We start from the raw sequence: 23397 nt of genomic DNA on the forward strand, positions 1-23397 counted from the left end.
TCATGGCCAAACGAGGCCCGCCGGCCACGAGGCAAAACTTGGAATATCAAATAAGTTAGCACCCGAGCCCGTAGTCTTGAAGAGGTCCAAAGAAAAGCTATATCCCAACTACATTCTAACACAATCTAATCATTGAATTAGAGCTAAAAGCTGGAAAGCATTGTTTTTTGAAGCAAATAGAATACTTTCCACTTTACTGTAGGTTAAACCATCCATAAATATCTTACTAAGTTTAGAAGTTTTAAGCAAAGTATTTCCTACATTGCATACTGGCAAATACCTTTAGCGTACGGGCCGTTAACGAATTTCACTCCTACATTTATATCGTATTATTATGAAAAATGCATCTTCTCGGCGTGCGGCGTTAAAAAAAATTGCCGGTAGTGCCGCTATCGTAACAGTTGGCTCTTCGCTGTCGGCCCGGGTAGCTGCGGCCGAACAAGCTATGGGAACTGAATTAAAAGGAAAAATCAACCACTCGGTATGTAAGTGGTGCTACGACAAAGTGCCCCTCGATCAATTCTGCCAAGAAGCGAAAAAAATGGGCATTAAATCCATTGAGCTACTAGGCCCCGAAGACTGGCCAACTCTTAAGAAATACGGTTTAACCTGCGCTTTACCCAACGGCGCCGGCAAAGGCATTGAGCAAGGCTTTAACGACCTCAAACTACACGACGAACTAGTAAAAAGCTACGAAGAAGTTATTCCGAAAGTAGCTGCTGCTGGTTATAATCAAATTATCTGTTTCTCGGGCAATCGCCGGGGTATGTCGGATGAAGAGGGTATGAAAAATTGTGCCGTAGGTTTAAAACGCTTAATGCCTACCGCCGAAAAATACAAAGTAACTTTAGTAATGGAGTTGCTCAACAGCAAAGTAAATCACAAAGATTACATGTGCGACCATACCGAGTGGGGAGTAGGTTTATGTAAACTGGTGGGTTCGGAACGGTTTAAGTTATTATATGATATTTATCACATGCAAATTATGGAAGGCGACGTAATTGCTACCATTAAAAAGCATCATCCGTATATTTCGCATTATCACACTGGGGGCGTGCCTGGCCGCAACGAAATTGATGAAACCCAGGAACTATATTACCCGGCAATCATGAAAGCCATTGTGGATACCGGCTTTACCGGTTTTGTAGCGCAAGAATTTATTCCGAAACGGGAAGATAAATTGGCGTCCCTGAACCAAGGTGTTAGAATATGTGATGTAGCTTAAGCAGTAGTAGAAAATTTAAAATTTTATAAAAGCAGACTGAAAGGTCTGCTTTTATAGTTTAAGCTAAGTTGTTTTTCGTTACTTTTCGTTAAGCGTAGAGTTAGCATAGCGCTCTAAGCTTTTCCGGATGAGCCAATCTCTGATTGGCGTTAACCAGGTTTAGAGTAGAAATTTATTAAATACGCCAATCTGAAGATTGACTGTCCGATAATGAGTAGAGACCGCTAACGCGAACTCTATTCATAACGTAAGAAGTATTAGCTTGCTGGTAGCCAAAAGTCAGAAGACTTCCTCTTGTTTTTTAAGCACCAGTGGCGCTGCTCTGAACACTGGCGCTAGAGAATGTTTAAAGACAAGTCGAGAATAAAAAAGCTTTACAACCTAAAAAACAGGGGCTCAAAATCAATGCTTTAACTAGATTTTGAGCTCCTGTTTTTTAATGTGCCTCCAGCCAATTATGGCCTATGCCCATGCCTACTTCCATGGGTACGCTGAGCGGTAAGGCATTTTTCATTAATTCTTCTATTTTCGGCTGTATAATTTTTAGTTCTTCTTTGGGAGCATCAAACACCAATTCGTCGTGCACTTGTAACACCATGCGGGTTTGTAGTTTCTCGGCTTCAATCCAGTTATGAATGTTGATCATAGCAATTTTAATAATATCGGCAGCGGTACCCTGGATAGGAGCGTTAATGGCGTTGCGTTCGGCGTAACCGCGAATGTTGGCGTTACGGGAATTAATATCGCGTAAGTACCGACGACGACCTAGCTTGGTTTCGGCGTATTCTTTTTCGCGGGCGCTGTTAATGGCGCTGTCCATGTATTGTTTTACCGCCGGAAATTCTTGCCAGTACGCATCGATAATTTCTACGGCTTCGCGGCGCGGAATACGCAAACGCTCAGCTAAACCAAAGGCCGAAATGCCGTAAATAATCCCAAAATTTATAGTTTTAGCCTTGCGGCGCATATCTGCATCCACTTCGTCTAACCCTACATGATACACCTTGGCGGCTGTAGAAGCATGAATATCTAAGCCTTTCTGGAAAGCTTCTTTCATGGTAGCATCGCCGCTAAAATCGGCCATAATGCGCAGCTCAATTTGTGAATAATCTGCGGATATTAGTACGTGGCTGCTGTCGCGGGGCACAAAGGCTTTCCTGATTTCGCGGCCTTTTTCCGTGCGGATGGGAATATTTTGCAGATTCGGGTTGGTAGAGCTTAAACGCCCGGTGGCCGCTACCGCCTGGTTAAACGACGTATGCACCCGACCATCGCGGTCGCAAATTAATTGCGGCAAGGCATCGATGTACGTGGATTTTAACTTGGTAAGCTGCCGGTGGTCCAGAATTAATTGGGCAATTTCGTGCTCTCCGGCTAATTTAGAGAGTACTTCTTCGCCGGTAGCGTGCTGGCCGGTTTTGGTTTTTTTTGTTTTGTCGCCAGTTAAATTTAGTTTTTCGAACAGTATTTCGCCGAGCTGCTTGGGCGAGCCAATGTTAAAAGTAGTGCCGGCAATCTGGTAAATTTGTTTTTCGAGGTCCGAAATGTAACCCGCTAGTTCTTTCGACGATTCTGCCATGGCATTGCCGTCAATGGAAATGCCTTCGTACTCCACGGTAGCTAAAACCGGGATAAGTGGGTTTTCAACTTCCTCGAATAGCTCATTAACCTTATTCTTTTCGAGCAACGGCTCAAAGTAATTTTTTAACTGTAAAGTCACATCGGCGTCTTCGCAGGCATATTCGTAAATTTCTTCCGGGCTCAAGTCGCTCATGTTCAACTGCTTTTTGCCTCGTTTTCCAATCAGCTCGGTTATAGAAATGGGCGTGTAGTGCAAGTATGTTTCGGCGAGTAAATCCATGTTGTGGCGCATATCCGGCTCCAGCAAATAATGCGCAATCATGGTGTCGAATAAATGTCCTTTTACGGCTACGCCGTGGCTTTTCATGACCAGGATGTCGTACTTAATGTTCTGCCCGATTTTTTTAATTTTTTCGTTTTCCAACAATCCCCGGAATTGGTCCAGAATAGCTTTCTTTTCGGAATCGTTATCCAGCGGCACCGGCACGTAATAGGCTTCGCCGGGAATGTAGCAAAACGACATGCCAATTAGCTTGGCCGTGATGGCATCAATGCTGTTGGTTTCGGTATCGAACGAAAATTCTTTTTGTTTTTCTAAGTACGAAACTAAGCTGGCCCGTAATTCCGGCGTGTTTATTAAGCGGTAATCGTGTACAGTCGTAGCAATCGTTTTCCGGACGGCTGGCGTTGTAGCTTCCTCAGTTGTACCTGCGCCGTTTTCGGTAAATAATTCGTCCATTTCTTCAAAAAGCGAAGATTGCTGGTCGGACTTTTTACCTTTTACCAAAGTTGCTTTAGCAGTGGGCGCTTTGGTCGTAGTTGCGGCGGCGGGCGTTCCTAAAATACGTGCCGCTAACTGCCGGAATTCTAATTCATCGAACAAAGCCCGTAGTTTTTCTACGTCCGGACCGGTATATTCCAGGGCTGCTTCATCAAACTCAATGGGAACATCTAAGTGAATAGTGGCCAGCTCTTTTGAAAGCAGGCCTTGTTCGGCGTACTGAATAATGTTTTCGCGTTGTTTGCCTTTTAACTCGTCGGCGTGGGCAATCAGGTTTTCGACGGAACCGTATTTTTGAATAAGCGTTTTGGCCGTTTTTTCGCCAATTCCCGGAATGCCCGGAATGTTATCTACGGCATCGCCTTGCAAACCCAATATATCAATTACTTGCTTTACGTTGCTGATTTCCCAACGCTCACACACTTTTTTTACATCCAGAATATCTACGCCGTTGCCCAGAAAAGCCGGTTTGTATAAGTACACGTGATCGGTTACCAACTGGCAAAAATCTTTATCCGGGCTCATCATGTACACGTCGAAATCGGCTTTTTCGGCTTTGCATGAAAGCGTACCAATAAGGTCGTCGGCTTCGAAGCCGGGCATCATTAACAGCGGAATATTAAAAGCTTCAATTATTTTTTTTACGTACGGAATAGCAATGCCAATATCTTCGGGCATAGCCTGGCGGTTAGCCTTGTATTCCACAAAATTTTCGTGCCGGAAGGTTTTAGCGGGTCCGTCCATGGCTACCCCAATATGCGTGGGCTTTTCTTTGGAAAGAACCTCGAATAAGGTGTTGGTGAAACCCAAGGCAGCCCCGGTATTCATGCCTTTCGAATTAATGCGCGGATTTTTACTAAACGCGAAATGGGCTCGAAAAATAAGGGCCATGGCATCCAGGAGAAATAATTTTTTGCTTCGTTCGCTCATGCTATAAAGGTATTGTGTATCTATTAGGTATGCAAATTACGTACGTGGGTAGGAGTAGTACGAGAACCAAGATTTTTCTGATTTATTGTATTATAAAACTAAACCGGTGAATAGCATTTAGGGTTGGGTTAAAAATAAAAAAGGTTAAAAGCTGAATAGATTTTAGAAGTTGGTTATTAGTAAAAATTTAAAAATTTTAAGTTTTAGCTGATTAAAAAGTAACTAAAACTCTTTGGTAAGAAAAACACAATAGAAATTGCAGGCAATCATATTTATGGGTATTCCGGCTTCGGGTAAATCATTTTTTTACAAGGAAAAGTTTTTTAATTCTCATGTGCGCATAAGCATGGATTTATTAAAAACCCGTAAACGAGAAGACCAATTTTTAAAATTATGCCTCGATACCAACTCCCGGTTTGTTGTAGATAATACCAACCCCACTAAGGAAGAAAGAGCAAAATACATTAAGCTGGCCAAAGACAAGAAATACCGGGTAATTGGTTACTTTTTCGCTTCTACCCTAAGTGCAGCTTTAGAGAGAAATAAACTACGAAAGGGTAAAGACCGGATTAAAGACGTTGGAGTAGTAAGCTGTTATAAGAAACTGGTGTTGCCAAATTTTACCGAAGGTTTTGATGAACTTTTCTACGTGCAGTTGCAGCAACAGGAATTTGTTGTGAGAGCCTGGCAGGAAGATATCATGCCTATTTAAAATCGATTTGTATAAGTAATATATGCTAAAAAAAATACTCCTGTTAGGATTACTTAGTTTGGGAATCACCTTGCAGGTAAATGCCCAAACGGTTGATTCGGTGGCACAAGTGGTATACCTGCTGGGCAATACCGCTAGCACTACTATTCCTGCTGACCATTTGCAAGCTTTTCAGCAGGTTTTGCAGGCTGAAAAAAATCCGTTTACCGTGGTACATCTTGGCGACATTGCAGCTAACCGGGGTATTGGCAAAAGATTAAACGCAGGAGCTAACCAGAAAATAGACCAGCTACTGCAGCTCACCAAAGACCGGGGCAAAATGTATCTGGTGCCCGGCGATAAAGATTGGGATAACTCTGGTAGAGAAGGACTGGAAGATGTACGGCGTTTGGAGCAATACATTAAAACCCACCAAACCAACGCGCAGGTACTTTTACCAAGTAGTGGCTGCCCCGGACCTGAGATAAGAGATATTGGTAAAACCATTCGGCTTATTGCCTTAAATACTCAATGGTGGATGCACCCGCACCGCAAACCTGCCGAACCCGATACTGACTGCGGTATTTTATCGGATGCCGAGTTTTTAGAAACTCTGGAAAATGCCATTACTGATGCCCGCGGCCGGCAAATAATTATTGTGGGGCATCACCCGGTATTGTCTAATGGCTTTTACGGCGGGCATGTGCCGGTAAAAAGCCATTTTTTTCCGTTCGCCGATACCCGGCTTAAGCCGCTTACCTGGTTACCTTTACCGGGTTTGGGAAGTTTGTACGCCTCTTACCGGCAAAATACCGGCACTCCCCGCGACATGGCTAATCCGGGTTATCAGAATTTTATCGCCAACATGAACCGGGTATTTCAGGAACACGACCAACTTATTTACGCCGCGGCGCACGATTATTCCTTACAGCTAAATGCCCTAGCAAATAACTATCACATTGTTTCGGGTAGTTTTTCGCAGAAAAGGAACGTGGCTAAAAATATAGAAAGTCAGTTTAACCGAGCCAAAACCGGGTTTGCCAAAATTACCACGTACGCCAGCGGCAAAGTAACCACCTCGTTCTACGAATTTACTAAATCGGGTACTGCGGCCGAAGTTGCCAATTACACCTTACTGCAATCAGCCTGCAACCCAGACCCGGACAAAGCTATACCGGTAAACAAACAAGTAGGGCCTTGCATTAAACTGGAAATGCCTGCGCCTATTACCACCGAAGAAGTTACAACCAACGGCAATAAAGCCACAGTAATTGCCGGACCCCAATACGCCGCTAAAGGTTTGAAATTAAAATTTTTCGGCCAGTTATATCGTAAAAGTTGGGCGCAACCGGTGCAGGTGCCCTTGTTGTATTTAAGTCGGACCCCGGAAAAACTGCGGCCTTCTAAATTTAGCGGTGGGCGGCAAACTACGACGCTGCAACTACAAGCCGCTGATGGTCGGCAGTTTATATTCCGATCTGTGGATAAAGACCCGATTGGCGCCATCCCACCCGAGTTGCGCAATACGGTAGTAACCGATGTGTTGCGGCAAATAACACCCACCGAGCAGCCTTACGGCGCCTTAATCGTGAGTAGCTTATTAGATGCTACCGATATTTTGCACGCGCAACCTAAGTTATATGTTTTGGGTGATGACCGGGTTTTAGGGCCTTACCGGAAAAATTACCAGGATTTATTTGGAATGCTCGAAGAGCAACCAGGCGATGCCAAGGGCGAAACACTGGGCTTTGGCGGAGCCACTAATCTAAAAAACAGCTTTAAACTGTACCAGGAACTTTACCGCGATAACAACAACCACATAGATGCCCAGGCTTTTGGCAAGGCCCGGGCTTTCGATATTTTTATTGGAGATTGGGGCCGCCAACCCGATAACTGGCGTTGGGCTGGCTACAAAACAGATTCGCAGTGGGTTTACCGCCCCATCCCACGCGACCGTGATCATGCTTTTTCCCGCTGGGACGGTGTAATCCCCTGGCTCGCCGACCGCAAATGGGCCATCCCGAATATCCAGAATTTTGACCCAGAGATTGGTGGCATCCGCAGCCTTACCTGGGCCGCCCGCCACCTGGACCGGTTTTTACTTACCTCGCTTACCCGCCAGGATTGGTTAAATCTGGCCGAGGAACTACAGCGTACCTTTACCGATGCCGTAATTGATAAAGCCATTGCCGAATTACCACCATTAATTGCCAAAGCCCAGGGACAGGAGATTGGGACAACCTTAAAAGCCCGCCGGGCCCGGTTACCCGCCGCGATGGAAGAGTACTACGAGTTGTTAGCCCAGTACGTAGATGTGGTAGGTACCAACAAAAATGAATATTTTAAAATTGAACGCTTGCCCGATGCCCAAGTACGGGTACAAATATTCCGGAAGAACGAGGAAACTAATTTACCCCAGGGAGAACCGTATTACAACCGCATATTTTTTAAAAAAGAAACCAACGAGATTCGATTGTACGGCTTAGGCGGGCAAGACGTGTTTGATGTTTCCGGGCAAACTGCGGCCAGCATTCGGGTGCGTATTATCGGGGGCGATGGTCAGGATAGCATCCGGGATGTATCGGCGGTTAAAAGTTACGGTAAAAGCACCGTTGTTTACGACAATAAAGCCACGAAACTGGACTTAGGCAAAGAAGCCCGCAACTTAACCTCCGATACGCCCGACATTAATGCTTTTAGCCCGACTTCGTTTGTGTATAATGCCTACAGCCCCAATGGCAGCCTCATCTATAACCAAAGCGACGGGGTTGGCTTGGCATTGGGGGTAACGTATAAGCGGCAGCATTTCCGGAAAAAAGATTTTGCCAGTATTTATTCCTTTGGTGCCCGGGCTACACAATTTGGTAATTTGCAGCTTACCACCAATACTTTGTGGCGCCACGTAGTAGGCCAATGGGATTTAGGTGCGTACCTGGATTTGGGCGGCTACTTCCGGACGTACGATTTTTTTGGCTTAGGTAATAGTACCAAAAAGAACGAGCAACTCTACGACGATAAATTTTATAAAGCGCGTTACGGCGGCGTCATGTCGTCGGTGTTTGTACAGCGGCAGTTTTTTCAAAAAAGTTATTTTCGCATCGGGCCTTTGTTCGAAACACTCACGACTAACTATCGGGATAATTCTTTCCTAAATCAGCCCAACGGTGAATTACCGCCAGTAAATACCCAAAAGCAACAACTCATTGGTTTTAACACCGACTTTGTACTGGACTTACGCGATAAGCTTATTTTTACCCAGCGCGGCATTCGCATTCTGGTGCGGCACAATACTTATAAGCCCATCAAAAACAACATGAAAGCCTACGGCCTTACCGAAGGTTTTATCGATTATTACGCCACAGGCCGGGTTTATTTACCGGTAACCTTGGCGTTACGCTTGGGCGGCGGCCGCAACTACGGCGATAACTTGCCTTATTATAAATATACTACACTGGGCATGCGATCGAATTTACGGGGTTACGTAATTAACCGCTTTGCCGGCGACGCCAGCTTGTACGTAAACAGTGAAGTCCGTTTTCATTTGGGCGAGGTAGAAAGCGCCTTTTTGCCGTTTCGGTACGGCGGAATTGCTTTTTTTGACCGGGGCCGGGTTTGGTACCAGAATAAAAGCGAAGGCCGCTGGCACGATGGGTATGGTTTCGGATTTTACATTGCCCCGGTAGCCGAAAGATTTGCTTTTTCCATGCTATTGCAGCACTCCCGCGAAGAGTTGCTGCTGTTTTCTTTTGGGGCCGGTTTCCGGTTCGATCAGTAAAGTTTTTGTTCAGTTATCGTGTTAATTACTCACTATGGCGTGGAAGTTACTTCCGTGACTTGTATTTAGGTAAGTCACGGAAGTAACTTCCACGCCATAGTGAGTCCAAGTAAAGAGTAATAGCTACTCTTATGAGTCGATAAAGCTTATGGCTAAGGCTTACATATAAAGAAAGAGGTTACCGCATTGGAAACCTCTTTCTTTATAATTTTTAAATTTTATCGATTGTAGCCTCTTTCGTCCGGATGGTTCCGGCGAGAATTATCTTGTTCTCGTACCCGACCGCTTTTAGGGTCTTAGTGGCGTAGTTCTGGCCGCGGCTGCGGTTATTATTAGCTTTATCTAATCATCGCGGGCGGTGCGGTGGTCATCAAACCGGTAAGCACCCCGGTAGTTGCTATCCTCCCGGCTGTTATTATCGTTCTGGTATTCTTCTCTTCTTGGCTGATATTGATCTTCTCTTCTATTCATAGCTAGGGTATCTTAATAATGATACATCAAAAACTTACCTATAAAACGGTATTCGGGCTGGGTGGTTGGCAAAAATGCTATTTTATGACTTACATAACTTTTGAGTAAAAGAATATTTTTTGAGTTATATTTTGATGATACATAGTTTACCTGTTTATAACTAGTTCTTTACGCGTGGGCATTCTGCAATTTTGTAATTGCATTAAAAGAAAGAGTAAAATTTTAAATTTATTTAAAAATTACTATATTAATGGGGTGTTAAGCTAGTAAGATGTTGCGCTTACGGCAATAATTCTGGCTATTAATTGCCCCGGATTGATAGTAATAGAAATCTGATTCATTTTTAAATTAGCTGGTTAAAAGCATGGCCTGTTATGTAAAGATAATACTCTGGAGTTTGTCTGTGCTGCTCTTAAGCCTTATGGCCAAACAAGCTTTAGCCCAAACTGCCATCGATACCACCAATCTTTACCGCATTGAAACAACCGATGATAACGAGTATGTCGGTAAACTAATAACCGAAGATCCAACCGGTATTCAATTAAGGACCGAAAAGCTGGGTACTATTCGGATTGCGCGACCGGACATTAAAACTATAACTGCCGTAAATACTAAAAATTTAAAAAATGGTGCTTATTGGTTTGAAAACCCGCAAAGTACCCGGTATTTGTTCGCACCCAACGGCTACGGATTGCGGGCCGGCGAAGGGTATTATCAAAACATTACGGTAGTGGTAAACCAGATTAGCGTTGGCATTACTGATAATGTTTCGATTGGTTTGGGTACCGTACCATTGTTTCTGTTTGGGGCCTCTACGCCGGTTTGGGTGCTCCCCAAAGTTTCCTTTCCGGTAGTAAAAGATAAATTTAATGTGGGCGCCGGAGCATTAGTCGGTACGGTAATGGGCGAAGAATCTGCCGGGTTTGGTATTGTGTACGGTATTACCACTTTGGGTTCCCGCGATAAAAACATAAGTTTAGGATTGGGCTACGGTTATGCAGGCGGCGATTGGGCGCGTACGCCTACTCTTACCTTAAGCGGCATGCTGCGAACCGGCAACCGGGGATATCTGTTAACCGAAAATTACTTAATTGGCACTGCCGATGGTTCTATTGGGTTAATAACTTTTGGCGGCCGTCGAATTATTAAAAAAGTAGGCTTGGATTTTGGCTTAGTTCTTCCGGCTGGTTCTGAGATAGATAGTTTTATTGCTATTCCTTTTCTGGGTTTAACAGTACCCTTCGGACAAAAAACTACCCCCCAACCTTAGCAGTGCTTTGGAAAGAAGGAGCGGCAAAAATTTGAAAATTTTAAATTTTTGCCGCTGGTTAAACTTACAACAGAGCCGCTACAGATAGATCTTCGTCTAAATTATCCCAGGCAATACCAATGCCGTTACCAATCAATCGCCATTTGGCGCGGTCCTCGTCGGTGCAGGTACTTAGCTTCGGAAACCATTCCAGCGGAATACCTAACTCACGGCCATCGTTGAGCAAAACGTATAATTTATCTTGGGCGAACCAAACCTGGTTAGCGGTAATAGTTATTTTTTTACTTGCTGCTAAATTCATTCCACTTTGTTAAAAATAAGGATTGATGCTGTTGTACCAGGTTACGAATTTGACTTAGTTCGTTCGCGTTAAAGGCAAAAGAGGTAGCATGTTCTACCGGTGTCAGGTAGTACTTGGCATACGCGTTGTTTTTTTCTATGTGAATATGAGCAGGTTCCGTGGCTTCGTTGCTGAAAAAGAAAAAGCGCAAGCCATAGGTTTTTAAAATAGTTGGCATTTTTAGTCTGGTAAAATAAGGTACCTGGCCCGATAAATAATTGTTATTTTAAGGTAACAATCCGGACCAAACAACCAATAGGACGCTTGCTGCAAGAGCGCAAGAATGTATATAAAAGATTTGTAGTGGTGCTTGAAGATTTAAATTTGGGTGGCACCAGAGGTTTAACGAAAGTGTATCCGTGAAATTTTACCAATCGCTGCTGGCACCGCCGCCGCCGAAGGAACCTCCACCGAAGCCACCGAAACCACCACCGCCGCCGCCAAAGCCGCCGCCTCCACCGCCAAATGGTCCTCGGCCGGAAGAAAAATCACCAAATATGACCGGCGGGAAGAAACCACCGCCTAAGGTGCGCATGCCGCCACCCCGACCACCCCGGCCACCACCACCGCGCCGGCGCAAACTGAAAATAATAATTAAGGCCAGAATGCCAATAATAAGCCAGAAAGAACCGCTAGATTCGCCATCGCCACGGGTATCGCGTGGATCCGCTTTGTATTGGCCGCTAAAAATATCAATAATTAAATTGGTGGCTTCATCTAAACCCTGGTAGTAATTACCGGCTTTATAATTGGGTTTTAAGGTGTACTCAGTAATCCGCTTGGCTAAAGCATCGGGCAGTAACGCTTCCATGCCATAGCCGGTGGTAATATTAACTTTCCGGTCTTCTACCGATGTTAAAATTAAAAGACCATTGTTCTTATCTTTCTGACCAATTCCCCAGCTTTGTGCCAGCTTCACCGCAAAATCCGCAATTTCGTAAGGGCCAATGGACTTTACGTTCACAATAGTAACCTGGGTAGAAGTAGAATCATTGTAGTTCTTAAGCTTCAGTTCCAAGGCCTGTACTTCTTCCGGACTCAAAATACCCGCCATGTCGTTTACCAGCCGAGGCGGGTTTGGCCGGGGTGGAATACCGGCATTGTCCTGGCTCCAGGCCAAATGCAGACTAAAGAAGTATAGCAGCAGAAAAAAATATTTTTTCATAATGGGTAGCAGGTAGTAAGTATCAAGTACCAGGTAACAAGTATCAGAATAGCAATTTAATCCTGATTCTTATTACCTGATACCTGCTACTTTAATTCAATCTTTCCCGAAGGAAATGTCGTTTTGCAATTCGTTGGTATCAGCCGCATCGCCAGCGTAAGGAAAAAACGCTTTTAATTGTTCACCGGCCATTAAAACACCTTTGCTTAAGCCTTCGGCGTACTGGCCTTGTTTAAAATGCTGAATAACCAATGCCGTTACTTCTTGCCAGAAGTTAGGAGGTACTGCCGCGTTAATACCAGCATCGCCCAAAACAGCAAACTGATGACTTTTAAGGGCTACGTAAAATAAAACGCCGTTGCGCAGCTTAGTCTGGTGCATGTGCAGATAAGCAAATACCTCCGTACCCCGGTCGAGCACGTTGCCTTTACAGGTATTTTCAATGTGTACCCGAATTTCGCCGGAAGTATTTTTTTCGGCTTCCGCAATGGCTGCCACAATCTGGGCTTCGTCTTCCGCCGTTATATCTTCTTTCATGGTGAGTTGGAAAGTTAAAAAGTTAGAAGGTTAGAAAGTTGGATGAGAAGATTTTGAGTTTAGTTTAAGGATGAATAGGTTGAAAGTACATAACTGTTTTACTACCTACAGCAATCTTTTAATCTCTAATTTTTAACTTTTCAACTTTCCAACCTTCCAACTCAAAACTTAAAACTTAAAAAGTTACTGCTGGGGCACGTTGGGCGTTAGGATCGGCGGCGAAAGGCGTTTTGCGTTCGAAGCCAAACCAGCCGGCAAAAATATTTCTTGGGAACGAGCGGATGTACGTATTATAATCCTGTACGGCATTATTAAAGTTCATGCGTTCCACCGAAATCCGGTTTTCGGTTCCTTCTAATTGAGCCTGTAATTCCAGGAAGTTCTGGTTGGCTTTTAATTGCGGATAACTTTCTACGGTAGCCAGTAAACGCGACAACGAACCACTTAACTGAGCCTGTGCTGCCTGAAATTTCTGGATATTTTCCGGGGTTAAATCTTCTGGCTTCAGTTGAATTCGAGTAGCCTGAGAGCGGGCTTCGGTAACATCGGTTAAGGTTTTTTGCTCAAAGTTGGCGGCTCCTTTCACCGTATTAACCAGGTTCGGAACAAGGTCGGCACGGCGCTGGTAAGCGTTTTGTACCTGCGCCCATTTACCAGCTACATTTTCGTCTTTTGCTACCATATCGTTGTAGCCACACGACGTTTGAGAAGCCAGAATGATGAAGCCAAAGAAGTAAAGCAATAATCGTTTCATAGTTTTTTTTAATTTAAGTTCAGTGCTGAGCATTTAATTAAACAATAATAAGTAAAATTAACCAGATTATATTTGTCCGGAGGTTCTCCGGTAAAAGCCTGTGGCAAAAGCCGTTTTATGATCAATGCAGCTTAGCTTGCGTAAATACAATCAGGTTATTTTAGTTTTTACTAACCAATGTAGGTGCTCAACGAGGAGTATACGTATATTCCAGTAAATAATTTATATTTTCCGGTAGATGTTCCAGTAGTAAGAGCCAGGTTATTTGCTTTGTGTTGATTTTGAGATACATCTACTATAGCTTTTTTTAAATATTTTAAAATAAAGGCTGAAAGTAGGACGCTTGGGGATGAATTGAAATTTGAAAAATCAGCTGGTATTACCTTCAAACATCAGCTTTAAAATTACCAAGAAATAAAGAAGTAAGTATAAATAGGAAACGCACGAAAGCCTAAATCATAACTGCCCTATTTGTCCGGAGAGATAATTTTGAGAATGATTCGGAATAAGTAAAAAATATAAGAACACCTATATTCGTTAGTGCGTAAACAGGTACCCGGTTTTCTTACGTTAAACAATACGTTCACCTTAAACTCAATCCATGCTGAATAAAAAGCGGCAATTTTTTAAAAAAATTACGAGTGCGGCGGCTATGGCCGGAGTACTCTGCTTGATTGCCTGTTCCTCGGAAAAGAAAAATGAATCTGCTACGGAAAACAACAATACCGAAGAAGTAACAGCCACCAAAGCTAAAACCAAAGTCCCGGCAGCGCCCGCGGTTGGGCAGGTAAATGTTTTTATGGAGATTTCGGGGAGTATGAAAGGCTTTATGCCGGCCAGTAACGGCGGTCAGATTACCCAATTTCAGGAAACTCTGGATGCGTTACTGGCTACGGTGCAGCAAAATAACCAGTTAGGTAAGAAGCAATTCTACGAAGTTAGCGAGAAAATATCCCCAGCCGAGTACAGTCAGGTATCTAAACATTTGCGCTATGGGTTAGAGGCCACTGCCAGCAGTAGCACCATTCCAGCTATGTTAGATTCTATTATTTCGAATTACAGTCAGCCTAATGGTGTAAACGTGTTTATTTCGGACTTTATTTATGCGCCTGCTAATGGCCGGGCCGTAAATTTTGTGACCACTGATATTTACCAGGTAGTAGCGAAAGCCCAGCAACAAGGCCAGGCCGTTTCTATATTTGGGGTCACTTCTGACTTTAAAGGCACGTTTTACCCGGCCGTAAAAACTACTCGTAAAACCATACCCAATTGTTGCGACTCGGAGGTACCGTATTACTTATGGGTAATGGGTAAACCCGAGCAAGTGCAGCTCTTCAATCGCCAGATTATGGCGGGTAAATTTGTCGACGAGGTGCATATTGGTTTTGAATTTACAACGCCCGTCTATTCGGTGCTGGATAAATACCTACCGGTAGGTAATTGGTATTGCAACAGCAGCGATACGGGTTGCCGGGCAATTACCGTTAGTGATTTAAAAACTCCCTTAGAAATGGTAGTGGGGCTTAACTTAACATCATTACCGGCTTCTTACACCAACGAAGCTTATTTGAAGAAAAATTTAAAAATACAAGCCGAAAACTCCGACGCGCAAATTACCGGCATTTACACGGCGGCCCAATTCCGGACGCAGAAAGGCGTAGCGGGCGAGAATACCAATCCTTTAAAACCGTATTCACATTTTGTAAAAGTTAAATTTTCGAAAATGGCCGCTCCCGAAATAGAACTGCAACTAAGCTTACAAAACCAGCGGCCCGCCTGGGTGCAAGCTCGTACCACTACCGACGATAGCCAAATAAACAACGCGGGAGGCAAAACTTTTCAACTGGCCGGTATGGTGGCGGGCGTAGAACGAGCTTACGGCGCCACCAACAATTCGGTGTTTACTGCTATCATTCAGGCGAAAAAAGAATAAAATTTCATCGCGGAGCCAACTGGTAATACAACTGGTTTTTGCGCATCATCTACATTATAATAAGAAACTATGCTACCCGGATTTTTTAAATTTATCTACCAATTATTCTTATCTGCCCCGCAACCGCCGCAAGCCCGGCCCATTTACTGGAACGAAATTTTTCCGACGGTGGGCTTAGTCACCGTGCTATCGGCTTTGGCCATGATGGTTATTTTTTACTACGTCATTAATCATTGGCTACCCATCGCGTTCTTCCGGAAAGCCTGGCACTGGGCTCTTTTTATGATTATCAGCGCCATTATTGGTTTTGCTTACGCGGTTAATTACGCGCACGGCAAAGAAGTGGAAGGCGACTACGTTTATAATTTTGCTACCGTAAATGCTTTGTACGGCGCCTTATTTTTTCTGATTTTTTCGTTCTTACTACGACGCTGGTCCCGGGGAGCCAGCACTACTCCGGTCAGGTTTTAGTTTGGTTGCAGGTTGTAAAGTTGAAAGGTTAGTAAGTTGAAAATTTAAAAATTTTAAAAAATCTGCTGGCGCGAGCGTCTTCGCTGTGTCTACTATCTGGTAGGCCTCCGGCCGGGCGAACAGATAAACCTTTCCTAAAAGCAAATCGTCGGCAATTTCCTGCTGGCCAGAGGCCGGACGATAAGCATCACGAGCGAGGCCGCTCGCGATATAATTAGTTTGAATAAACAATATCTTTTTAGAAGACTGGTTTATTAAGAGGTATTTAGTTCTAAAAGAGATAGATTTTCAAATACAATAATTTAAAAAATGATCTATGGATTGTGGTCTATCGACTATCGACCATGTACTATCAACTAACATAAATGGCAAAACTATTCATATTTGGTATTGGCGGTACGGGTTCCAGGGTAATCCGGTCATTGACCATGTTGCTGGCGGCGGGTGCTGAAATTAAAAATTGCGAACGGGTAGTGCCCATCATCATCGACCCGGATGCGCAAAACGGCGACATGAACCGCACCGTAGAGCTACTGAAAACCTACAAACGCATTCAGAAACACTTGGGGCTGCGCGACAAAGGTTTTTTTAAAACCGATATCAGCACCTTATCCAACATTGCCAACGATACCGATGGCGTGGTGCAGGATACCTTCGTGTACGATTTTGGCGGCATTAACCAGCGTTTCCGCGATTACATTAACTATAATTCTCTCACGCCGGGTACCAAAAGCGTGGTAGATTTGCTATTTACCCAAGATAACCTGGAAAGCCCGCTGACCATTGGTTTCCGGGGTAGCCCAAATGTGGGCAGCGTGGTTCTGAATAAGATCGTGGACTCGCCCGAAATCCAGTATTTTGCTAAGAACTTTCAGAAAAGCGACCGCATCTTTTTCATCAGTTCTATTTTTGGTGGTACCGGGGCCGCAGGCTTCCCATTGCTGCTCAAAAATCTGAAAGATCAGCAAGCGCCTTTGGCTAACGCAGGTTACATTCAGGACGCGATTACCGGTGCGATTACCGTATTGCCGTATTTTGCCTTACAGGCCGAAGATGGCAGCGTGATTGACTCGAATACCTTTATTACTAAAACCCGGGCGGCACTTTCTTACTACGAGCATCACCTGAAGGGTTTGGAGGCCTTGTATTACATTGCCGATACTCCCGATGCACCGTATCAAAACCAACCGGGTGGCAGTGGGCAGCAAAATAAAGCGCATTTAGTAGAGTTGCTTAGCGCCATGGCCGTGCTGGATTTTATGGATTACAACGCCGGAGATTTTAGTGCGGGCACCCTATACCACGAGTACGGTTTTACCGAAGATACCCGCGAAGTACAGTTCGGGCATCTGGCGCCGGAATCCAAAGAAAAGATTGCCGAAAGCTTAAGCCGTTTCCTGTATTTCGCCAAGTATTTTAATGATCTGTTAAAAGACGATCGTGATTCGCCGTACTATAAAAACCTAGAGTTGCAAAATTTATTGGGCAAAGACAGCTTATTTAAAGACTTGGATAGAATTATTAATAACCCGGATTTCGGCTTCCTGAACTGGCTCCGCGAACTCAACAGTAACCAGCGTAGTTTTGCCCCTTTTAACCTGAGTACCGACGATTTTAACCAATTAATTAAAGGTAAAGAAATCATTACCAAGTCCTGGAATATTTTTGATAAAGGCATCAGCCACGGCTTTTTTCGCAACGAACTCGACGCCGCCGAAAAGCAAATTCCCGAACACGACCGCTTCCGCAAATTCATTCAACTCTTCGACCGGGTTACCGAAAAAGCGTTTAACGAGAAGGTGAAAACGGTATAAAATATTGCTGATACAAGTCCCCCTTAGAAGGGGGTAGGGGGATGGTAAACTTGGTAGATAAATTAGCGATTATGACAACAGCGCAACATCACTTTTATAATAAACAGCTTAAAGGATTAGCAAAAACTTTAAGAGAAGATTCTACCAAAGCCGAAGTAAGATTATGGTGCGAGTTGCTAAGTAAAGGTAAGTTGGGTTATTCTTTCCTGCGGCAAAGACCCATTGGTGACTTTATTGCCGATTTTATGTGTAAGGAGTTAAAATTAATTTTAGAGGTAGACGGTTATTCTCATTCTTTTAAAACTGAAGCAGACATAGAAAGGGATAAGCTATTAACTAACTTAGGGTTTACTGTTTTAAGATTTACTGATGAGGAAGTGATGAAAGACTTACCTAATGTACAGCGAACCCTTGAATATTGGATAACGGAAAGGCAGAGGTAAATCATCCCCCTACCCCCTTCGAAGGGGGACTTTTGCTCCTTATACATTTAACAAGTACCATTTACCAATTTAACCATTAAAATTTACATCTGTGGACCATCGATAAGGGACAATGGACTAATAAAGACTTAAAAAATAAGACATATGCCGAAAGTACTGCGCTTGCACGATAAAGGAAAACAGCAAATAGAAGGCTGGCAGCAATCCTCGCCGATCACGCATATTGAACTGAATGATATAACTGACCCCACCGGGGCCAAAGCCAGTAAAATTGTTACTTCCATCCCGACGCCATTTGCCCGGATGCACTTGTTCGAGACGGCCTTCGATTTTGTGAACTCCGATAAAAGTGGAAATCGTAACTCTATTTACCACGAGTTGGTATCGCATTACTGGGATTTGTTCGAGCTGATTTTTAATTACCACCAATACGCCCAAGCCGGCAAAAAAATTACACTACGCCGCTGGAACATCGACAGCGAGTTGCAAGCCTTGCGGAATAATCCGGCTACTAAAATTTTGGGCGATACCCTGCGACTGTTCCTAAACGACGACCGCTTTACCGGTTTCTCGGATTTATACCTGGTTTACTACGAATACCATTTACCGAACGGCGAAGCGGCGGAACGCTTGATTGGCGGTACCTCGCCTTTTACCTTGTTCTTTACCGCGCCTACCGTGCAGCCCCTGGATATTGAGCGACCACAGGCCAAAGGACATTACTTTGATAAAAATACAGTATTGCTACACGAGCGGGACAAAGCTTTTCAGGATTTCGTGTACGGGTTATTTATGGTAAAACCAGAGCTGCGGAGCAAGTGCTTCTGCGGCAGTGTGTTTGCCAATTTACAAACGGAGCGTTTTAATGCCATGGAGTTGCGGGGCGAGGTATCGCCAGCAAGTTTTGATGCTCAGTACATTCCCTTAGCCGACGCGAACAGCAACCCGGTACTGGTTAAAAATGTAGCGCTGCCTACCCGTTCCAACCGCATCGAAATAAACAGCGATTTGTTCGTGCGCATTAGTCCGGGGGTGCCGCACCCGGGTACTTTGCCCATTGTACTCAAGCCAAATTTAAAAATTGAGGCCAATTACATTAACGGGCAGCGCTGGGATAACGCCACTACCGTACCTTGGGCTGACCCGCTACCGCTCGAAAGCCGGGTGCTGCCGGGTAAAAAATACAAATATCCATTCCTGACGATTAATGATTTTCTGGAAGAATACCTGGTAGAATTGCCTTACGAGGTAAACACCGAACGTTTCCAGGTAGGGCAGATTGCATATAGTTACGGCGCTGATACCCGCGTGAAGCACAAGTTTCCGTATTTACTGCCAATAAAACGTACTTTCTTCGATTATTTTGAAGTACGGGATTTATACGAATTCCTCACGTTTACCATCGACATCAACCACGTTAAGGTAAGCTTGAAAATACCGGTGCAAAACGGGCAATTTGTAACGTACGAGCGTAGTTATTATCAGAATCCGCAGAACGTAAAAGACGAGTTTGGCCGCGAAATACCAGAAAAAGGGGCTACTATCCGGGCCAAAGTAGGATTGGGTATTTTCCCATTCTATAAGATGCGTAACCAGCCGCAGCATAATGATTTGTACAAAGTAATGCTCGTGGACGATGATACTGCTCCTTCGCTGGTGAACAAAAGCTACGACCTGAATTTTTACGTGGGTAACCACCGCATTGAAGGGCAGGGCGGTAGTCGCAGCGCTACCAAAACGCAACGCACTTCTAAAACCTCCGTGGGAGCAGGTTCTACGTATTACGAGGTGAAACATACCCACTTTGATTATGTCGAGTTGGTTTGTCCGCAAGGGCAGGAAGTGAAAGGTTTAATTGTCCCAAAATGGACCGAACTGGACCGCGGTACTCAAAATTTTACATTCTCTATTGATTTTGGTACGACCAACACTTTTGTGTCTTATAATAATGCTCCAAATGCCCATCCAAAAACTTTTACCATAGGTGAAAACGATATGCAGGTGGTGCTGCTCAACAAACCTTCTAATGATTTAAACAAAACAATATACGAAAGATATAGAGCAGGATTTGGCGAGTTATTTCCTGTATTATTAATTCAGAACCGCGAGTTTGTGCCATCATTTATTGGTACAGAACAAGGTAGCGTATTTGAGTTCCCAATTCGGACTGCTACTTGCGAGACGCCAAACTTTCCTAACGAAACTATGAGCGTACTAGGTAATATTAATATTGGTTTTGGTATTAACTCAGAAGTAGCTGTTGTACAACAGGCTCGTTATGTAACTAACCTGAAATGGTCTCTAGAACTAGATACCCAAGGTGAAGCCCGTGTTGAAGCATTTTTCCGAGAGTTACTTTATCTAATTAAACACAAAGTAGCGCTCAACAATGGTATCATCGAAAACACTCGCCTGATTTGGTTCCGACCACTAAGTTTTGATATGTTCTCACTGAACCAGTTTAAGCAAAAATGGGACGAAGCCTATCAAGACATTTTTAAAACTTCTGAGTTTACCGTATCACTCACTGAATCCGTAGCACCATATTATTATCTTACTGCTACTAATCAGGTTATACCTAATAGTAATGAGAATGTAGTAAATATCGATATTGGAGGTGGTACCACAGATTTATTATTTATAAAAGGTAAACAGCCCACATATAGTACTTCGTTTCGGTTTGCTGGAGACGACTTGTGGGGAGAAGGCTATAATCGCCTACAGGGAAGTGGAAAACATAACGGCTTTTTACAGCTATATGATCAGGAGAGCCGTAATGTGCCAGTATCTGGTTCAATTCAACAAGCTCGGACAGCATTTGAATTAGCTATGAGAAATGACCAATTTCGGTCGGAGGATGTTGTAAGTTTGTTATTTAATTATGATGATGAATTGAAATTTAGTCACCAGCTTATGAAAGCTCGGCATTTGCGTATTATTTTTTACCTGCATTACACCAGTATTATCTACCACGTAGCGCAGTTAGTTAAGCACCTAGATATGGAAACCCCAAGATATGTATGTTTCAGTGGGGAAGGTAGTTTGTACATTAAATTGCTTAGTGGCGGCCCCAACATGCTGGTGGTGGAACGTTTAACTAAAACCATTCTGAAGAAAGTAACCAGTAAAGAACCCAAGCAGAATTTTAAAATTATTCTGGCCGATAACCCGAAAGAAGCCACGGCTAACGGCGGCGTATTGTTCCAAGGTTCAACGCAGCAAACCGAGTACGGACATATTCAGGAAGTAAAATTGGTGGGAGGCCAGGAGTTGCAGGACATCCGAAGTAACTTTACCACCACTGAGCAAATTGATTCAACGGTGCGACAATCGGTAGTGGAAAATGCGAAAGCGTATTTAAAGTTAGTGTTGCAAGATCCCGAAGTTACGTCGATGCTGCCGGATTTAGGCGTGCAAATTGATCCGAACTTTTTACTGCCGTATTTGCAAAATGAGGTAGAAGATAGCTTAAGCATTGGCTTAAATCAAACGCACCAAAATCTACGCGCCGACGAAGTGCTGGCCGAAACGTTGTTCTTTTATCCGTTTAAGCAAACGCTGTATCAACTGTCCCGGGATTTGTACGAACGCCATTATGCCAGTAAAGCAACGGTGTAAGCACATTTCACAGAAGTTAAGTAGTAATTTTTTAAATTTTTAAAATTTGCCACTTACCAGCAGGGTGCCAAAGGGCGCAGTTCTTTTTAAGGATAACCAGAATGCGAAAACCTTTATGCGCTATCTTTGCAAAAGATTTATAGAGAGTACAATGAAGAAGAAGCTTGTAATTTTAATTATTGGGGTATTTCTAGGGATAGCGCCACCAGGCTGGGCCCAGTCGGAAATGGAGCAGGCAAAACTAGACATCTGGACCGAAACAGCTGATTTTGTATACCGGGATGCCAACTTACCAAATGCGGGTCAGTTTAATAATGTTTCCAGTATGGCGGAGTTTGTGGCTTTGATTAAAAAAGAAGATGGTACTTCGTCGATTTATTCAAAGCTTTACAAACCCATTGAAGATGGCGGTTTTTACAAGCAACCTAAAGCGGCCAAAGATCAGTTAAAAACCTTGGTGAAAAGCATTTACGCCCGTTTGCGCACCAACGACCAGCGCATGAACGACATTAATCGCCGGCGTAAATTAGACGATCTGAACAAACAATTGCAGCAAATTGCTGCCGACTATGGGGTGCCTGCTGCCACGGGAGCACCTATTGTGCAGGAAGCAGACGCCCTAAACCCGGATAGTGCGCATGCCAACGAGTCGTTTACCGACCCCGATGGCACTGATACCGATGTTACTGCCGAAGAAAAATTATCCTCTCTTGCCAAACGTGAAGATTCAACTACCTCAACCGGAAATAATTCTATGACTATACTTGCTCTTGCCCTGGGTTTAATAAATTTAGTTTTAATCTATTTGCTCAACAAAGAAATTAAAAAACAAAGTAAACGCATCGATCAGCGCCGGATTGATATTGATAATTTAGCGCAAATGGTAAATTTACCGGGTCGCACCGGAGCCGATACCAGCGGTAAAATTACCATGTCGGCGGTAGAAAATTTAATAAGCCGGGCTATCGCGAAAGAGCGGGAAACTTGGCAGACTACTACGAATACTGCAGGTGGAACCCCCGGAGCGCAACGACCAATTAAAATTGCAGCGGCAGCGCAGGCTCCGGTAACACCACCACCAGTTCCTAGCAATACCGCACCTTCTGTAGTCGAGGATTCACCAAGCGAAGAAGAACTGCTTACCCCGCCTAATTTGGTAGCGGCTGCGCCGGCACCTGCGGCCGATAAACCGCAAAGCAAGTTTGCGCGCATTCCGGTGAATGGTGGCTTTCATGAGCAAGATTTATACGACACCCCGCAGCACGATAGCATTTACGAAATCCGCATCAGCCGCAAAGACCCTAACCGGGCCATGTTCCGGATTGTTACCAACACCAGCGTACACCGCAGCGCCATCGAAAGCGCCTATTTATCTTTGAAAGATGCCTGCACTTACCAGATGAATAATACCAATGCCACCCGCATTGTAAACGACGAACCCGGAGTGCTTAGCCAGGTAAACGGTTTCTGGAAAATCGACCGGAAAGCCAATGTTCACTTTGAGTAAAATTTAAAAATTTTAAAAATGATCAGTTTGATTCTGAAACTTCTGGTTGCCACGTGCTTTTAAACTCGGGGAATTCGTAAATCTTAAAATT

17 protein-coding genes are annotated in these 23397 nt (G+C 44.0%); 10 read left to right on the plus strand and 7 right to left on the minus strand.

The window, feature by feature from the left end:
* Positions 1-334: 334 nt before the first annotated feature.
* On the plus strand, positions 335-1225 hold the full coding sequence (locus tag HUW48_RS01470) for a hydroxypyruvate isomerase family protein (protein ID WP_182413987.1): 891 nt from the start codon (positions 335-337) through the stop codon (positions 1223-1225).
* A gap of 436 nt (positions 1226-1661) precedes the next feature.
* Here the strand turns inward: HUW48_RS01470 and polA are convergent, their stop codons facing one another.
* A complete protein-coding gene (gene polA, locus HUW48_RS01475; RefSeq protein WP_182413988.1) occupies positions 1662-4517 on the minus strand; it encodes a DNA polymerase I in 2856 nt (951 codons plus the stop codon).
* A gap of 256 nt (positions 4518-4773) precedes the next feature.
* On the opposite strand from polA, the gene HUW48_RS01480 reads away from it, so the two are divergent.
* A complete protein-coding gene (locus tag HUW48_RS01480; RefSeq protein WP_182413989.1) occupies positions 4774-5229 on the plus strand; it encodes a bifunctional polynucleotide phosphatase/kinase family protein in 456 nt (151 codons plus the stop codon).
* Between the two features lie 22 nt (positions 5230-5251).
* On the plus strand, positions 5252-8983 hold the full coding sequence (locus HUW48_RS01485; protein WP_182413990.1) for a hypothetical protein: 3732 nt from the start codon (positions 5252-5254) through the stop codon (positions 8981-8983).
* Between the two features lie 342 nt (positions 8984-9325).
* Here the strand turns inward: HUW48_RS01485 and HUW48_RS27160 are convergent, their stop codons facing one another.
* Entirely contained in the window at positions 9326-9454 is a 129-nt protein-coding gene (locus tag HUW48_RS27160; protein WP_262891482.1) for a hypothetical protein, read from the minus strand.
* Positions 9455-9875: 421 nt separating this feature from the next.
* Between HUW48_RS27160 and HUW48_RS01490 the strand changes: the two genes are divergently transcribed.
* The gene (locus HUW48_RS01490) at positions 9876-10724 is read left to right on the plus strand and encodes a hypothetical protein (RefSeq protein ID WP_220463981.1); all 849 of its coding nucleotides are present in this window, start codon (positions 9876-9878) and stop codon (positions 10722-10724) included.
* Between the two features lie 64 nt (positions 10725-10788).
* Here the strand turns inward: HUW48_RS01490 and HUW48_RS01495 are convergent, their stop codons facing one another.
* From HUW48_RS01495 to HUW48_RS01515, 5 genes are all read right to left on the minus strand, one after another.
* A complete protein-coding gene (locus HUW48_RS01495; protein ID WP_182413991.1) occupies positions 10789-11025 on the minus strand; it encodes a DUF2442 domain-containing protein in 237 nt (78 codons plus the stop codon).
* Positions 11006-11242 carry a DUF4160 domain-containing protein gene (locus HUW48_RS01500; protein WP_182413992.1) on the minus strand — a complete coding sequence of 79 codons (237 nt, stop codon included), beginning with the start codon at positions 11240-11242 and terminating at the stop codon, positions 11006-11008. The genes HUW48_RS01495 and HUW48_RS01500 overlap by 20 nt, the downstream gene beginning before the upstream one ends.
* A 189-nt stretch (positions 11243-11431) precedes the next feature.
* Positions 11432-12229, minus strand: coding sequence for a TPM domain-containing protein (locus HUW48_RS01505; protein WP_182413993.1), 798 nt, complete (start codon positions 12227-12229; stop codon positions 11432-11434).
* Positions 12230-12325: 96 nt separating this feature from the next.
* The gene (locus tag HUW48_RS01510) at positions 12326-12766 is read right to left on the minus strand and encodes a TPM domain-containing protein (protein WP_182413994.1); all 441 of its coding nucleotides are present in this window, start codon (positions 12764-12766) and stop codon (positions 12326-12328) included.
* Between the two features lie 175 nt (positions 12767-12941).
* Positions 12942-13520, minus strand: coding sequence for a LemA family protein (locus HUW48_RS01515; RefSeq protein ID WP_182413995.1), 579 nt, complete (start codon positions 13518-13520; stop codon positions 12942-12944).
* Between the two features lie 601 nt (positions 13521-14121).
* Between HUW48_RS01515 and HUW48_RS01520 the strand changes: the two genes are divergently transcribed.
* The 6 genes from HUW48_RS01520 to HUW48_RS01545 all read left to right on the plus strand — a co-directional run bounded on the left by HUW48_RS01520 (position 14122) and on the right by HUW48_RS01545 (position 23306).
* Entirely contained in the window at positions 14122-15453 is a 1332-nt protein-coding gene (locus HUW48_RS01520) for a hypothetical protein (RefSeq protein ID WP_182413996.1), read from the plus strand.
* 69 nt (positions 15454-15522) lie between these two features.
* Positions 15523-15924 (plus strand): hypothetical protein, encoded by a 402-nt coding sequence (locus HUW48_RS01525; protein ID WP_182413997.1) that lies wholly within the window; start codon positions 15523-15525, stop codon positions 15922-15924.
* 365 nt (positions 15925-16289) lie between these two features.
* Positions 16290-17738, plus strand: coding sequence for a hypothetical protein (locus HUW48_RS01530; RefSeq protein ID WP_182413998.1), 1449 nt, complete (start codon positions 16290-16292; stop codon positions 17736-17738).
* Positions 17739-17809: 71 nt separating this feature from the next.
* Entirely contained in the window at positions 17810-18181 is a 372-nt protein-coding gene (locus tag HUW48_RS01535) for an endonuclease domain-containing protein (protein WP_182413999.1), read from the plus strand.
* 144 nt (positions 18182-18325) lie between these two features.
* Positions 18326-21799 carry an acetate and sugar kinases/Hsc70/actin family protein gene (locus HUW48_RS01540; protein ID WP_182414000.1) on the plus strand — a complete coding sequence of 1158 codons (3474 nt, stop codon included), beginning with the start codon at positions 18326-18328 and terminating at the stop codon, positions 21797-21799.
* A 151-nt stretch (positions 21800-21950) separates the two neighbouring features.
* Positions 21951-23306, plus strand: a complete 1356-nt coding sequence (locus HUW48_RS01545) for a hypothetical protein (protein WP_182414001.1) — start codon at positions 21951-21953, stop codon at positions 23304-23306.
* Positions 23307-23397 lie beyond the last annotated feature (91 nt).

It is taken from the genome of Adhaeribacter radiodurans, assembly GCF_014075995.1.
GTDB classification, from domain to species: domain Bacteria; phylum Bacteroidota; class Bacteroidia; order Cytophagales; family Hymenobacteraceae; genus Adhaeribacter; species Adhaeribacter radiodurans.

What these genes read in the sequence shown, in the direction of transcription:
- HUW48_RS01470 (WP_182413987.1), top strand. Translation starts at nt 335, where the DNA reads ATGAAAAATGCATCTTCTCGGCGTGCGGCGTTAAAAAAAATTGCCGGT.
- polA (WP_182413988.1), bottom strand. Translation starts at nt 4,517, where the DNA reads ATGAGCGAACGAAGCAAAAAATTATTTCTCCTGGATGCCATGGCCCTT.
- HUW48_RS01485 (WP_182413990.1), top strand. Translation starts at nt 5,252, where the DNA reads ATGCTAAAAAAAATACTCCTGTTAGGATTACTTAGTTTGGGAATCACC.
- HUW48_RS27160 (WP_262891482.1), bottom strand. Translation starts at nt 9,454, where the DNA reads ATGAATAGAAGAGAAGATCAATATCAGCCAAGAAGAGAAGAATACCAG.
- HUW48_RS01490 (WP_220463981.1), top strand. Translation starts at nt 9,876, where the DNA reads ATGGCCAAACAAGCTTTAGCCCAAACTGCCATCGATACCACCAATCTT.
- HUW48_RS01495 (WP_182413991.1), bottom strand. Translation starts at nt 11,025, where the DNA reads ATGAATTTAGCAGCAAGTAAAAAAATAACTATTACCGCTAACCAGGTT.
- HUW48_RS01500 (WP_182413992.1), bottom strand. Translation starts at nt 11,242, where the DNA reads ATGCCAACTATTTTAAAAACCTATGGCTTGCGCTTTTTCTTTTTCAGC.
- HUW48_RS01505 (WP_182413993.1), bottom strand. Translation starts at nt 12,229, where the DNA reads ATGAAAAAATATTTTTTTCTGCTGCTATACTTCTTTAGTCTGCATTTG.
- HUW48_RS01510 (WP_182413994.1), bottom strand. Translation starts at nt 12,766, where the DNA reads ATGAAAGAAGATATAACGGCGGAAGACGAAGCCCAGATTGTGGCAGCC.
- HUW48_RS01515 (WP_182413995.1), bottom strand. Translation starts at nt 13,520, where the DNA reads ATGAAACGATTATTGCTTTACTTCTTTGGCTTCATCATTCTGGCTTCT.
- HUW48_RS01520 (WP_182413996.1), top strand. Translation starts at nt 14,122, where the DNA reads ATGCTGAATAAAAAGCGGCAATTTTTTAAAAAAATTACGAGTGCGGCG.
- HUW48_RS01525 (WP_182413997.1), top strand. Translation starts at nt 15,523, where the DNA reads ATGCTACCCGGATTTTTTAAATTTATCTACCAATTATTCTTATCTGCC.
- HUW48_RS01530 (WP_182413998.1), top strand. Translation starts at nt 16,290, where the DNA reads ATGGCAAAACTATTCATATTTGGTATTGGCGGTACGGGTTCCAGGGTA.
- HUW48_RS01535 (WP_182413999.1), top strand. Translation starts at nt 17,810, where the DNA reads ATGACAACAGCGCAACATCACTTTTATAATAAACAGCTTAAAGGATTA.
- HUW48_RS01540 (WP_182414000.1), top strand. Translation starts at nt 18,326, where the DNA reads ATGCCGAAAGTACTGCGCTTGCACGATAAAGGAAAACAGCAAATAGAA.
- HUW48_RS01545 (WP_182414001.1), top strand. Translation starts at nt 21,951, where the DNA reads ATGAAGAAGAAGCTTGTAATTTTAATTATTGGGGTATTTCTAGGGATA.